The following is a 12,692-nucleotide window of genomic DNA, read 5'->3' as shown; positions in this document are numbered from 1 at the left end:
CGCAAGGGTGTATTTTGACAGATTTGAGAAGAAGTTCTGGCAGGTCGCGTGCGCCCCGCCAGTGGCTTTGGAGACGGGGTCAGCCGCGCTGTTCGGCCAGGTCCATCTGGCGTTCTTCAACCGCTTCCTGCTTGCGGGTCGAGCCGCCCCACCATGAGGCCCATGCGGCCAGAAGGTAGAGCACGAACGAAATCGAGAAGGCGATCTTGATGCCAACCATGAACGGGCCGGACAGCAATTCGGGGAAGAACTGCGTTCCGGTAATGGTGGCAACCTGCGCCGGGGTCAGGGCGGCCAGCGCCGTGGCGGGGATCAGTTCGCCCATCGGGTTATAGCCCAGGAACGCCGCGAACAGGCTGGCGACCGGCGGCGCCGAAGCAACCTGCGCGGCGATATCGGTCGGCAGGCCCTCGGCGATCAGATGGCTTTGCATGCTGGCGGGCAGGCTCCAGGCCAGACCGATGATCATCAGCGTGAAGAACACGCCGATCGACATCACCTGTCCCGCATTCATCGTTGTGGCCCGCAGACCGGAGGCCTGGCCGCGTTCGGTCGCAGGGACAGCGTTCATGATCTGGGTGCCGTTGGGAGCGCTGAACAGGCCCGACGAAACGCCGTTGATAAACAGCAGCAGCGCAAACACCGGATAGGGGAAATCGGCGCCCAGCAGCATCAGGCCGACAAAGGTCGCGGCCCCCAGCAGCATGCCGCCGGCGGCAAACCGGTGCGAACCGTAGCGGTCCGACAAAATGCCGGCAGCCGGCCCCGAGAGCAGCACGCCCAGCGTCAGTGGCAGCATGAAGATGCCGGCCCACAATGGGGTCGATTCAAAGCTGTAGCCATGGATCGGCAGCCAGATGCCCTGCAACCAGATGATCAGCATGAACTGCAAGCCGCCACGGGCGATCGAGGTCAAAAGGCTGGCCGAAATGCCGGCAGCGAATGGCTTGATCCGCAACAGCTCGAGATTGAACATCGGCCGGGCGACGCGCTTTTCGATGGCATAGAAGGCCACAAGAAACCCCAGGCCGACCAGCAACTCGGACAAAACCTTGGGGCTGCCCCAGGCCATCAGATCGGCGCCATGCGGCTGGATGCCGTCATTGATGCCGACCAGCACCAGCACCAGTCCGATGGCGAAAGTGATATTGCCCCACCAGTCCAGCCCGCCCCGCTGTTGCGGCGGGTTCTTATCCTTGAGGCTGAGGTAGCTCCAGAGCGTGCCGACAATGCCAATGGGAACATTGACCCAAAAGATCAGGCGCCAGTTCACGTCAGCCAGGAGGCCGCCTAGAATCAGGCCAATGAACTGCCCGCCAATGATCGCCATGGTATTGATGCCCATGGCGAGGCCCCGCTGATGCGGCGGGAAGGCGTCGACCAGAATGGCTGTAGAGGTGGCGGTCAGCATGGCGCCGCCGATGCCCTGGATGATGCGCAGCCAGACCAGATAGCTGGCAGCGATCGGTCCGGTGGGCATGAAGGCCAGGGCAATCGAGGCCAGCGTGAAAATCGCAAACCCCAGATTATAGATCCTGGCGCGCCCGAACATGTCGCCGAGCCGGCCAAAGGTCACCACCAGCACGGCGGTAGCCACCATATAGCCCATGATGGTCCACAGCAGGGTATTGGTATTGCCCGGATCGAGCGGTTGCAGGCCGATGCCCCGGAAAATCGCCGGCAAGGAAATCAGGATAATCGAGCCGGTGACCGAGGCGGCAAACACGCCAAGCGTAGTATTGCTCAAGACGATCCATTTATGCCGATCGCCATGAGCCGTGTGTTCTGGAGTGGACATGTATACAACGTATTTTGCTAAAACACGACCGGTCGCGGCGGCGAACGGCATGGTCGCTGCCGGCGGGCGTGGAGTGGTTATAGACTGATTGCATAATAATAGATAGGATGCTAACGAATTAACATGAGTGATTTTGCAGAGCAGCTACGCGAATTCACCGGGGAACTCGCCATCACCGCCCGCCTGTGGCGCAAGCTGGCCCGCGAAATGGTGGCCCGGCATGGCATTGCCGAAGCCGGCGCATCGCCGCTGCTGTGGATCAACCGTCTGGGCGGCAATGTACGGCAAAACGTTCTGGCCGAATATTGCGGCATCGAGGGACCGTCTTTGGTGCGGCTGATCGATGATCTGCAAGGCGCCGGGCTGGTGGTGCGGGTCCCCGATCCATCGGATCGCCGGGCGAACCTGCTCAGCCTGACCGAGGACGGGCAGCGCAAGCTGACGGGCATCGAGGCCGAACTCCAGCAATTGCGGGCAATGACCTTTGCCGAACTGACCCCGCAGGAGATCGCCACGGCCAGCAAGGTGCTGGCCGTGATCCGCGCCGCGGCCAGGGGCGAGGAATAGGGGTGCTTGCCTGTCTCTTATTCCCTCTCCCCTTGCGGGAGAGGGACAGATTTTCTGCGTTCAGCAGAAAATCAGGGTGAGGGGTTGCTTCCGCATACGCAAAGCAAGAGACCCCTCATCCGCCCTTCGGGCACCTTCTAGCTCAAATCGCTCCACTGGAGCGATTTGCCGCCTTCGGCGTCGCGTCGAAGTCCCGCAAGGGGAGGAGGAAGATCAGATAACAAAAACCCGCCGGTTTGCACCAGCGGGTTTGATCAATTCCAGCGCTAAGATCCTAGCGTTCGTCGTCGCCACCGACGTTGAAGGCCAGGTCGTCGTCATCATCGTCTTCCTCTTCGAGGAACACGTCTTCTTCGTCGTCGGCAAGCTCTTCATCCACTTCGACGTCTTCAACGTCGGGGATTTCCTCTTCGCCCGCTTCTTCGGCATCGGCGTCCTCAAGGGAGACGATTTCCGGCGCTGCGACGTCTTCGACTTCTTCTTCTTCCTCGGTCTCGGCTTCCTCTGCCACCTTGGCAGCGCGGATGGCGCCGACCTTGGCTGCAATCACCTGCTCGAAATACGAACGGGGATAGGACTTGCCGGTGAACGGAGAAACAATCGGGTCGAGATTGAGATCGTAGAACTTCTTGCCCGTATCGGGATCGGTTCGCTTGGTGCCGCGGTCGGAACTGGCCATCGAGGTTCCTTGTCGTGAAAGGGGCGGGGCAACCCCGCTTCGGTCAGTCCGGTTAGGGGGAAACCTCCGGCCTGTCAAACCGAAAATGCGTGAGCAGGCGGTGGCAGTGGGGGGTAGTCCGCTGTGGCCTAAACCACTCGCGCCATGCTAAGTGCGGCGCCAACCCAATTGTCCGCTCCCGGTCCCATCGCCCATGGCTGATGCCAGCCCCGCCCAGGAAAGATTGACAGCCCGCCGCGCCAAGGCGCTCAAGGGGAGTTTCACCTTGCCCGGTGACCAGGCCATTGCGCTGCGCGCCGTGCTGATCGGCGCGACGGCTTTGGGCCAGACCGTACTCGACGGCATACCGGGCGGACCGACAATCGAAACCGCACTTGCCGTCGCCCGCGCCTTTGGTGCGCGCGTCGATCACGATGGCGACAATTGCATCATCGATGGCCTGGGCGTTGGTGGTCTGCTGGCCCCGCTGGGCCCGGTGCAGACTGGAGCATCAAGGCTGCTCTTGTTGCTGACGGCGGGTCTGGTGGCGCCCTATCGATTTGCCACCAATCTGGCGGACGCCGCCGATGCCCTGCCCACCGAACTGAGCCAGCCGCTTGGCCTGATGGGCACTGAATTGAGCGGCGTCGATGGCATGACCCTCATGGGTCCGGCCTTGCCGCTGCCGATCACCGCAAAAATCACCGAACCTTCGGCCGGGATAAAGTCGGCGCTGCTGCTGGCCGGTTTGGCGATCCCCGGGGTCACCCAGATCACCGAGCCGGCGGTCGGCCGCGACCACACCGAAATTCTCTTGAGCCATTTCGGCGCCAGCATCGAAAGCCAGGTCGACGGGCAGGGGTGGCGAACGATTGTTCTGACGGGCCAGCCCGATCTGCGCGGTCAGTTCCTCGCGCTGCCGGCAGATACTGCGCTGGCCTCGTTCCCGATTGTGGCGGCGTTGCTGGTGCCGGGCTCGGAAGTCGTGTTGCCCAATGTGCTGGTCAATCCCGGCCGGACGGGCCTCATCGATACGCTGCTCGAAATGGGTGGCAATATCGAATTCTTCAATCAGCGCCAGAGTGGCGGAGAATTCGTCGCTGATCTGCGCATCCGCCATTCGCGCCTGCGCGGCATCACTATTCCGGCCGATCGCACCGCTGCGCTGGCCCATGATTATCATGCGCTGGCTGTGGCTGCGGCCCTGGCCGATGGCGAAACGCTGCTGCTGGGGCTGGAGCAACTGCGCCGGCGTGACGGGGACCGGATTGCCGCGCTGCAGGTCGCATTGACGGCCAACCATGTGACCTGCGAGGAAACGCCGGACAGGATGAGCATTGTCGGTGCTGATCGTTGCGGCGGCGCCAGTATTGCTTGTGGCACCGATTATCGGCTGGCCATGGCCATGCTGGTGCTGGGGCTGGCTGGCCGCGATGCGGTCACCGTCACCGATCCGGCCTCGATCGCCGCAGTGTTTCCCCGCTTCGTCAGCCAGTTCGTAGCGCTTGGTGCCCCGATTGATGCCCGCAAATGAGCTGGAGCCATAAATGATTATTGCTGTCGATGGCCCCGCCGCATCGGGAAAGGGCACGCTGGCCGAAGGCTTGGCCAAGCACTATGGCCTGCCCCATCTCGATACCGGCCTGCTCTATCGGGCCGTCGGTCGGGCGGTTGAAGCCTACGAGGACAAGCCAGAATTCGAGCAGCGCGCCATTGCTGCAGCCCAGACCCTCGATGCCGCCGATATCGAACCGGAATTCCTGGTCACCGCCAAGGTGGGCAATCTGGCTTCCAAGGTCGCCGTCATTGGTGCGGTGCGCCATGCGCTGTTCGATTTCCAGCGCGAATTTGCCGAGCAGGACGGCGGCGCCGTGCTCGATGGCCGCGATATCGGCACCAAGATCTGCCCCGATGCGGACGTCAAGCTGTTCATAGAGGCTGACAGCAAGGCGCGCATGGAGCGCCGCGCCCGCCAGTTCGAAGCGCGCGGCCAGCAGGTGGATCGCTATGCGCTGTATCACCAGATCGAAGAGCGCGATGCCCGCGACATGGCCAACCCCAATGGTGGTTTTTACCAGGCCGCCGACGCGCACTTGCTAGATACGACGCTTCTGGGTATAGAAGCCGCACTCCGCGCCGCCGTAGCGATCATCGACGAGGTGATGGAACGCAAGTCGAAGCAATAGCTTCAATTCAAACCTTGCGTCCCCACTCTTTGATCATCATCTAACCCTACCGTAGTGGACTGATCACATCGACATCAAAGCCCGGGACGTTTCCCGTACGCCGGCTCGTTTTGGCCTCAGGCCAGTTCGAGCGGGTGACGTATCCGTTGATGTTGCAACCCCGAACCGCCGGCGTAATTGGAGAAGTTATTTGGCACAGCAAACTGCTGCTAAAGAAGATTTTGAATCGCTCTTGATGGACTCGTTCATCGACAACGAACCTCTAGAGGGTGCCGTTGTTAAGGGCACCGTGGTCGCCATCGAAAAGGATCTGGCGATCATCGACGTCGGTCTCAAGACCGAAGGGCGCATTGCCCTCAAGGAATTCGGCCAGGCTGGCCGTGACGGCACCATCAAGGTGGGCTCGATCGTCGAGGTCTATGTTGACCGTGTCGAAAACGCTGCCGGTGAAGCCGTGCTGTCGCGCGAAAAGGCTCGCCGCGAAGAAAGCTGGGTCAAGCTCGAAGCCATGCACCTGGCCAATGAGCGCGTTGAAGGCATCATCTTCAACCAGGTCAAGGGTGGTTTCACCGTCGACCTCGAAGGCGCCATCGCCTTCCTGCCGCGTTCGCAGGTGGACATCCGTCCGATCCGCGATATCGCGCCGCTGATGAATGTGCCGCAGCCGTTCCAGATCCTGAAAATGGACAAGCGCCGTGGCAACATCGTTGTCTCGCGTCGTGCGATCCTCGAAGAATCGCGTGCCGAGCAGCGTTCGGAAATCGTTCAGCAGCTCGAAGAAGGCCAGGTTGTTGACGGCGTGGTCAAGAACATCACCGATTACGGTGCGTTCGTTGACCTCGGCGGCATCGACGGCCTGCTGCACGTCACCGATATCGCCTGGCGCCGGGTCAATCACCCGACCGAAGTGCTCACCATCGGCGAAACCATCAAGGTGCAGATCGTCCGCATCAACCATGAAAGCCACCGCATCTCGCTTGGCATGAAGCAGCTGCAGGCCGATCCATGGGACGGTATCGAAGCCAAGTATCCGATCAATGCCAAGTTCTCTGGCCGCGTCACCAACATCACCGACTACGGTGCTTTTGTTGAACTCGAGCCCGGCATTGAAGGTCTTATCCACGTCTCCGAAATGAGCTGGACCAAGAAGAACGTCCACCCCGGCAAGATCGTCTCGACCTCCCAGGAAGTCGAAGTCGTCGTGCTCGAGGTCGATCCCGACAAGCGCCGCATCTCGCTCGGTCTCAAGCAGACCCTGGCGAACCCATGGGAAAGCTTCGCCGAGAAGTTCCCGGTTGGCGCCATCATCGAAGGCGAAGTCAAGAACAAGACCGAATTCGGCCTGTTCATTGGTCTCGACGGCGATGTCGACGGCATGGTTCACCTGTCCGATATCGATTGGCAGAAGGCCGGCGAAATTGCGCTGGAAGACTACAATCGCGGCGACATGGTTCAGGCCAAGGTGCTTGACGTTGACGTCGAAAAGGAACGCATCTCTCTGGGTATCAAGCAGCTCTCGACTGGCGAGGCTTCGTCCTCGGCAGGGGGTAGCGATGCTGGCGAAACCGGCGGGATCAAGAAGGGTTCTGTCGTCACCGGCACCGTGACCGAAGTCAACGAAGGCGGCATCGAAGTGCGGATTGCCGACTCGGAAATGACCGCGTTCATCCGCCGCGCCGACCTGTCGCGTGATCGTAATGATCAGCGTCCGGAACGCTTCTCCAAGGGCGAAAAGGTCGATGCTCGCGTCGTCCAGTACGATCGCAAGACCCAGCGCATTTCCCTGTCGATCAAGGCACTGGAAATCGCCGAGGAAAAGGAAGCTGTTGCCAATTACGGTTCGTCCGACTCGGGCGCATCGCTGGGCGACATCCTGGGCGCCGCACTCAAGGGCCGCGACAGCAACTAAGCGGACAACCGCTTGCAGATACGAGGCCCGCGCAACACTGCGCGGGCCTTTTTTTGAGGTGCAAACAATGAAGCTCAAGGATGTGCATTGGCGGGCCATGTCCGGCTACGACATGGCGGCGGTGCAAAAGATCGCCGATGTGGTGCATCCCGGTTTTTTCGAAGCCCCCGAAGTGCTGGCCGAACGTCAGCGGCTCTATCCCAGCGGCTGCCATCTGCTCGAAGTGGGCGAACGCCCGGCCGGCTATGTGCTGAGCCATCCATGGCGCTTCGGCCAACTGCCAGCGCTCAATTCGCTGCTCGGACAAATCCCCGCCGATGCCGATACCTATTATCTGCACGACCTGGCCCTGCTGCCGCTGACCCGCGGTATCGGCGCAGCCAATCACATCGTCGAAGCGCTGATCAAGCACGCGCGGGTCAATGGCTTTCCAACGATGAGCCTGGTGGCGGTCAATGCCAGCCGGCCATTCTGGGAAAAGCATGGTTTTGTGGTGGAAGATGTTCCAGCGCTCACCGAAAAGCTGGCCAGCTACGAGGATGCGGCGCGGTTCATGGTGCGGCGTTTTACGTGACCGGCTTGCTTTTGCCCAAGGGCAGGACTACCTGCCTTGGCACGACGTCCAAGCCGCGAGCCCGCTGTGACCGACCAGACCACCGATCCCCACGCCATTCTCGCCGCTGATGCCTATCGCCGTTCGCGCGGCACATGGCGGATCGTGGCGTTCATCGCGCTGGCGATTGCCGTGCTGGCGGTGGCGGGTCGCTTTGCCAACAACACCCCGGTCGGCGACCAGATCGCCCGTATCAAGATCGATGGCGCCATCACCACCGACCCGGCACGGCTGGAGATCATCAACGATCTGGCCAAGGATGATCGCGTCAAGGCGGTGATCGTGGCGATCAATTCGCCTGGCGGGACCACGGCTGGCGGCGAAGAACTGTATGAAGCGCTCGGCGCCTTGCGCGCCAAAAAGCCCGTGGTCGCCGTGATCGACGAATTGGGCGCTTCGGCGGCCTACATGACCGCCATTGCGGCCGACCGCATCTTTGCCAGGCGGCTGTCGATCGTCGGCTCGATCGGCGCCTATGTGCAGCATGTCGACGCCAGCAAGCTGTTTGGCACTATCGGGGTTGATCTGGACAAGGTCGCTTCCGGACCGCTCAAGGGCAAGCCGGAGATCGACGAGGCTATCGATCCGGCGGTACGCGCTTCGCTGGCGGCACTGGTCGATGATACCTTCCAGTGGTTTGTCGACATTGTTTCGGAACGGCGCGGTATCGATCGTGCAGTGACGCTCAAACTGGCCGATGGCGGCGTCATGTCGGGACGCATGGCATTGGATGCAAAATTGATTGATGCGGTTGGCGGCGAGAACGAGGCCATCGCCTGGCTGCAAACCGACCAGGGGATCGGCAAGGATTTGCCGGTGGCGACTGCCTTTCCGCTGCCCGAACAGGGTCTTGGCTGGCTGACCCAGATGGTCGGCGGGCAGGCCCGCGCTGCTTTGGGGCTTCCGACCTCCGGTCCTATCGCGCTTGACGGGGTGGTCTCGCTTTGGCAGGTTGAATGAGCATTCCAGGATGCGAGCCGAATAACATTTTCGAAGGCACTGCCCGGGGGGGCGAAGATGATTAAATCGGAACTCGTCGAAAAACTGGCGGAAGAAAATCCGCATCTGTTCCAGCGTGATATCGAAAATATCGTCAACGCGATTCTGGACGAGGTCGGCGACGCCATGGCGCGCGGCGACCGGGTCGAACTGCGCGGTTTCGGCGCTTTCTCGGTCAAGAACCGCCCGGCGCGGGTCGGCCGCAATCCGCGCACCGGCGAACAGGTTGACGTGGGCGAAAAATACGTGCCCCAGTTCAAGGCGGGCAAGGAAATCCGCGAGCGCCTGAACCGCGACTAGCGGGGCAGGGCCGCATCAAGGCACAAAACGCATGGTCAGACGAATTATTGGTTGGGTCGTGCTGGTGCCGCTGTGCGTGGTGCTGATTGTGTTTGCCCTGGCGAACCGCCAACTCATCGTGCTCAATTTCAATCCGTTTGTCTCGGCGGAACAGCTCAGCGCGCCCGGCTATGGCGTGCCGCTGTTTCTGGTGCTTTACATAGTGCTGCTGCTTGGCGTCATGCTGGGCGGCGTTGCCAGCTGGTTTGCCCAGGGCGTGCATCGCGTGCGCGGGCGCCATTGGCGGCGCGAAGCGGCCACGCTGAGCCATGAACTCGAAGCCCTGCGCAAGACGCACGGCCAGCCTGCTGGACACGGCCTGTCCGAAGTCGATGATTTGATGGACCTTCGCGGACTGTAACCGGGCACAAAGGCAAAATGACCACCCCTCTGGTAATCAAGATCTGCGGGATCAAGACCTCCGAAATGCTCGAAGTGGCGATTGATGCCGGTGCCGACATGGTGGGGTTCATGCACTTCGTGCGCTCGTCGCGCCATGTCACCATCGAAGAGATCGCTTCCCTGATCTCGGAGGCGCGCGGTCGCATCCAGACCGTTGTCGTGCTGGTCAATCCCGACAATTCCTGCGTTGCCGAAGTGGCCGCGCTCGGCCCCGACTGGATCCAGTTGCACGGCCCCGAAACCCCGCATCGTGTCGAGGCGATCCGCGCCGAGGCCGGGGTCGAGATCATGAAGGCGCTACCCATCGGTTCGGCCGAGGATGTTACCCATGTCGGCGATTTCGTCGATATCGCCGACATGATCCTGCTTGATGCCAAACCACCCAAGGGTGCCGATCGGCCGGGTGGTTTGGGCGAGACCTTTGACTGGACGCTGCTCAAGGCGCTTGACCCCGAACTCCCATTCATGCTTTCCGGGGGCCTGACGCCCAAGACAGTGGCGGAGGCAATCAAGACCGTTCGGCCATTTGGCGTCGACGTGTCCTCCGGCGTGGAATCTGCTCCTGGCGTCAAGGATAAAGGGCTGATCGAGGCCTTCATCCGAAACGCGCGCGCCGCCGTATAAGGTCGGGCGCCGCGTCTGGACGCGGCAGGACAGGTTAGGACATTTCGTGGACACCGACGGTATCAATTCCCTGCGCAACGGCCCTGATGAACATGGGCGCTTTGGCATGTTTGGCGGGCGCTTCGTTGCCGAAACCCTGATGCCGCTGATCCTGGATCTGGAAAAGGCCTATCGCGCCGCCCAGGTCGATCCAGCCTATCAGGCCGAGTTGCAGAACCTGTCCACCCACTATGCCGGGCGCCCCAGCCCGCTCTACTATGCCGAACGGCTCACCGAAAAGCTCGGCGGCGCCAAGGTCTGGTTCAAGCGCGAAGAGCTCAACCATACCGGCAGCCACAAGATCAACAATTGCCTGGGGCAAATCCTGCTCGCCAAGCGCATGGGCAAGACTCGCGTCATTGCCGAAACCGGCGCCGGCCAGCATGGCGTCGCCACGGCTACCGTTTGCGCCAAGTTCGATTTGCCCTGCACCATTTTCATGGGCGCCACCGATGTCGAGCGGCAATGGCCAAACGTGCTGCGCATGAAGATGCTTGGCGCTGAAGTGCGGCCAGTGACGGCCGGTGCCGGCACGCTCAAGGACGCCATGAACGAGGCGCTGCGCGACTGGGTCACCAATGTCGACACCACCTACTATCTGATCGGCACCGCCGCCGGCCCGCATCCCTATCCAGAAATGGTGCGCGATTTCCAGTCGGTGATCGGCAAGGAAATCAAGAGCCAGTTCCAGGAGGCCGAAGGCAAGCTGCCTGACGCTCTGGTTGCTTGTGTGGGTGGTGGCTCCAACGCCATCGGCACTTTCCACGCCTTTCTTGACGACCCTGAAGTTGCCATGTATGGCGCCGAAGCGGGCGGGCATGGCATCGACGTCGAGAACGGCCATGCCGCCTCGATGACCGGCGGTTCGCCCGGCGTGCTGCATGGCAACCGCACCTATCTGCTGCAGGACAAGGACGGCCAGATTCTCGAGGGTCACTCGATCTCGGCGGGCCTTGATTATCCCGGCGTCGGTCCGGAACATTCGTTCCTGCACGATACCAAGCGCGTCACCTACGCGCCGATCACCGACGATGAGGCGTTGGAAGCCTTCCAGCTTTGCACGAGGCTCGAAGGCATCATTCCGGCGCTGGAATCGGCACACGGCCTGGCGCTGCTGATGAAAATCGCGCCGACCATGGCTAAGGACCAGTCCATCGTGCTGTGCCTCAGCGGTCGGGGTGACAAGGACGTCGAAAGCGTTGGCCGCTATCTCGGGATGAAGATGTAAATGAGTACCCGTATCGCCGAGCGTTTTGCCGCCTGCGCCGCCCAGAACCGACCCGCCTTCGTCACCTTCATCATGGCGGGCGATCCGGATCTGGCCACCAGCCAGAAGATCCTGGAAGCGCTGCCGCAGGCCGGCTCCGACATCATCGAGCTGGGCATGCCCTTCTCCGATCCGATGGCCGACGGCGTTGCGGTGCAACTCGCCGGGCAGCGCGCTCTGGCCTCCGGGCAGACGCTGCTGGCCACCCTGGCCATGGTCGAGGATTTCCGCCGCAAGGACGAAACCACCCCGATCGTTCTGATGGGCTATTACAACCCGATCTATATCTTCGGCGTCGAAAAGTTCTTGGCTGTCGCCAAGGCATCGGGCGTCGATGGCCTGATCATCGTCGATCTGCCGCCAGAGGAAGACGAGGAATTATGCCTGCCGGCAATGCGGGCCGGCCTCAACTTTGTCCGTCTCGCCACCCCAACCACCGATGACAAGCGGCTGCCCGCCGTGTTGGCCAATACCTCGGGCTTTGTCTATTACGTCACCATGACCGGCATCACCGGCGCGGCGATCAAGTCGCGCGCTGCCGTCGGCGACGCGGTCAAGCGCATCAAGGCTCATACCGATCTGCCGGTGGCGGTCGGCTTCGGCATCAAGACGCCTGAGGATGCGCGGACCCTGGGTCGCGATGCCGATGGCGTCGTGGTGGGTTCGGTGCTGGTCGATGCCATCGGCAAATCGCTGGTGGACGGCAAGGCCACCGATCACACGGTCGAGGCGGCGCGTACTCTGGTGGCGGCGCTGGCCGAAGGCGTTCGCATGGCACGGGGTTAGTGGCCACGCCCTCGTGGTTCGAGGGCCGCTACGCTCCCGCCTCACCATGAGGGCTACTGGGGTAGCGCTTGTCAGTAGTCCTCATGGTGAGGTGCTTTGCTCTTGGCAAAGCCTCGAACCACGAGGGCGTGGCAGAATGCAGTCATAACCCCACACCAGACTTTGCCACCATCACCGCGACCTGATAAGATTTGCCACAATCATACCCTAGATCCTGCACAACAGGGCTAACCCACAGGGGTCAATTCCATGAACTGGATCGATAACTTCGTCCGTCCGAAAATCCGCTCGATCCTTGGCAATACCAAGCGCGAGACCCCGGAAAACCTCTGGGTCAAGGACCCCGAGTCGGGCGAGATGGTGTTCTATCGCGATCTCGAGGCCAATCAGTGGGTGGTGCCCAATTCGGGCTACCACATGAAGATCAAGCCAGCCGACCGGCTGGAAACCTTCTTCGACGAAGGCAAATACGATCTGGTCGCCCTGCCGTCGGTGGCCCAGGATC

Annotated in this window: 13 protein-coding genes and 1 pseudogene; 12 read left to right on the top strand and 2 right to left on the bottom strand. The window is 61.6% G+C overall.

Features of this window, described 5'->3' with window-relative positions; genetic code table 11:
* Positions 1-79: 79 nt before the first annotated feature.
* Complete coding sequence (locus ABIT12_RS17925) at positions 80-1,798, bottom strand: MFS transporter (protein ID WP_348063385.1); 1,719 nt, start codon at positions 1,796-1,798, stop codon at positions 80-82.
* A 123-nt stretch (positions 1,799-1,921) separates the two neighbouring features.
* On the opposite strand from ABIT12_RS17925, the gene ABIT12_RS17920 reads away from it, so the two are divergent.
* Positions 1,922-2,365: a MarR family winged helix-turn-helix transcriptional regulator gene (locus ABIT12_RS17920; protein WP_348041380.1), complete on the top strand. Its 444-nt coding sequence runs from the start codon at positions 1,922-1,924 to the stop codon at positions 2,363-2,365.
* A 274-nt stretch (positions 2,366-2,639) separates the two neighbouring features.
* Here the strand turns inward: ABIT12_RS17920 and ABIT12_RS17915 are convergent, their stop codons facing one another.
* Positions 2,640-3,044, bottom strand: a complete 405-nt coding sequence (locus ABIT12_RS17915; protein ID WP_348041378.1) for a TIGR02300 family protein — start codon at positions 3,042-3,044, stop codon at positions 2,640-2,642.
* Positions 3,045-3,267: 223 nt separating this feature from the next.
* On the opposite strand from ABIT12_RS17915, the gene ABIT12_RS17910 reads away from it, so the two are divergent.
* The 11 genes and pseudogenes from ABIT12_RS17910 to ABIT12_RS17860 all read left to right on the top strand — a co-directional run.
* Positions 3,268-4,557 carry a 3-phosphoshikimate 1-carboxyvinyltransferase gene (locus ABIT12_RS17910; RefSeq protein ID WP_348041376.1) on the top strand — a complete coding sequence of 430 codons (1,290 nt, stop codon included), beginning with the start codon at positions 3,268-3,270 and terminating at the stop codon, positions 4,555-4,557.
* A 13-nt stretch (positions 4,558-4,570) separates the two neighbouring features.
* The gene (cmk, locus tag ABIT12_RS17905) at positions 4,571-5,209 is read left to right on the top strand and encodes a (d)CMP kinase (RefSeq protein ID WP_348041374.1); all 639 of its coding nucleotides are present in this window, start codon (positions 4,571-4,573) and stop codon (positions 5,207-5,209) included.
* 235 nt (positions 5,210-5,444) lie between these two features.
* A complete protein-coding gene (gene rpsA, locus ABIT12_RS17900; protein WP_407065650.1) occupies positions 5,445-7,118 on the top strand; it encodes a 30S ribosomal protein S1 in 1,674 nt (557 codons plus the stop codon).
* Between the two features lie 67 nt (positions 7,119-7,185).
* Entirely contained in the window at positions 7,186-7,692 is a 507-nt protein-coding gene (locus ABIT12_RS17895) for a GNAT family N-acetyltransferase (RefSeq protein WP_348041370.1), read from the top strand.
* 36 nt (positions 7,693-7,728) lie between these two features.
* A complete protein-coding gene (gene sppA, locus ABIT12_RS17890; RefSeq protein ID WP_348041365.1) occupies positions 7,729-8,691 on the top strand; it encodes a signal peptide peptidase SppA in 963 nt (320 codons plus the stop codon).
* 57 nt (positions 8,692-8,748) lie between these two features.
* Entirely contained in the window at positions 8,749-9,030 is a 282-nt protein-coding gene (locus tag ABIT12_RS17885; RefSeq protein WP_348041363.1) for an integration host factor subunit beta, read from the top strand.
* A gap of 31 nt (positions 9,031-9,061) precedes the next feature.
* Entirely contained in the window at positions 9,062-9,430 is a 369-nt protein-coding gene (locus ABIT12_RS17880) for a LapA family protein (protein WP_348041361.1), read from the top strand.
* Positions 9,431-9,447: 17 nt separating this feature from the next.
* On the top strand, positions 9,448-10,095 hold the full coding sequence (locus ABIT12_RS17875) for a phosphoribosylanthranilate isomerase (protein ID WP_348041359.1): 648 nt from the start codon (positions 9,448-9,450) through the stop codon (positions 10,093-10,095).
* A gap of 106 nt (positions 10,096-10,201) precedes the next feature.
* Positions 10,202-11,362, top strand: coding sequence for a tryptophan synthase subunit beta (gene trpB / locus ABIT12_RS17870; protein WP_348041533.1), 1,161 nt, complete (start codon positions 10,202-10,204; stop codon positions 11,360-11,362).
* Positions 11,363-12,187: a tryptophan synthase subunit alpha gene (gene trpA / locus ABIT12_RS17865; protein ID WP_348041357.1), complete on the top strand. Its 825-nt coding sequence runs from the start codon at positions 11,363-11,365 to the stop codon at positions 12,185-12,187.
* 249 nt (positions 12,188-12,436) lie between these two features.
* A pseudogene (locus tag ABIT12_RS17860) lies at positions 12,437-12,692 on the top strand (acetyl-CoA carboxylase carboxyl transferase subunit beta); the annotation flags it as partial.

The sequence above is a fragment of the Devosia sp. genome (assembly GCF_039927955.1).
Classification (GTDB): domain Bacteria; phylum Pseudomonadota; class Alphaproteobacteria; order Rhizobiales; family Devosiaceae; genus Devosia.
Note: the sequence above shows the minus strand (reverse complement) of the source record. Positions and strands in the feature narration are given on the sequence as shown.

What these genes read in the sequence shown, in the direction of transcription:
- ABIT12_RS17925 (WP_348063385.1), bottom strand. Translation starts at nt 1,798, where the DNA reads ATGTCCACTCCAGAACACACGGCTCATGGCGATCGGCATAAATGGATC.
- ABIT12_RS17920 (WP_348041380.1), top strand. Translation starts at nt 1,922, where the DNA reads ATGAGTGATTTTGCAGAGCAGCTACGCGAATTCACCGGGGAACTCGCC.
- ABIT12_RS17915 (WP_348041378.1), bottom strand. Translation starts at nt 3,044, where the DNA reads ATGGCCAGTTCCGACCGCGGCACCAAGCGAACCGATCCCGATACGGGC.
- cmk (WP_348041374.1), top strand. Translation starts at nt 4,571, where the DNA reads ATGATTATTGCTGTCGATGGCCCCGCCGCATCGGGAAAGGGCACGCTG.
- rpsA (WP_407065650.1), top strand. Translation starts at nt 5,445, where the DNA reads ATGGACTCGTTCATCGACAACGAACCTCTAGAGGGTGCCGTTGTTAAG.
- ABIT12_RS17895 (WP_348041370.1), top strand. Translation starts at nt 7,186, where the DNA reads ATGAAGCTCAAGGATGTGCATTGGCGGGCCATGTCCGGCTACGACATG.
- ABIT12_RS17885 (WP_348041363.1), top strand. Translation starts at nt 8,749, where the DNA reads ATGATTAAATCGGAACTCGTCGAAAAACTGGCGGAAGAAAATCCGCAT.
- ABIT12_RS17880 (WP_348041361.1), top strand. Translation starts at nt 9,062, where the DNA reads ATGGTCAGACGAATTATTGGTTGGGTCGTGCTGGTGCCGCTGTGCGTG.
- ABIT12_RS17875 (WP_348041359.1), top strand. Translation starts at nt 9,448, where the DNA reads ATGACCACCCCTCTGGTAATCAAGATCTGCGGGATCAAGACCTCCGAA.
- trpB (WP_348041533.1), top strand. Translation starts at nt 10,202, where the DNA reads ATGTTTGGCGGGCGCTTCGTTGCCGAAACCCTGATGCCGCTGATCCTG.
- trpA (WP_348041357.1), top strand. Translation starts at nt 11,363, where the DNA reads ATGAGTACCCGTATCGCCGAGCGTTTTGCCGCCTGCGCCGCCCAGAAC.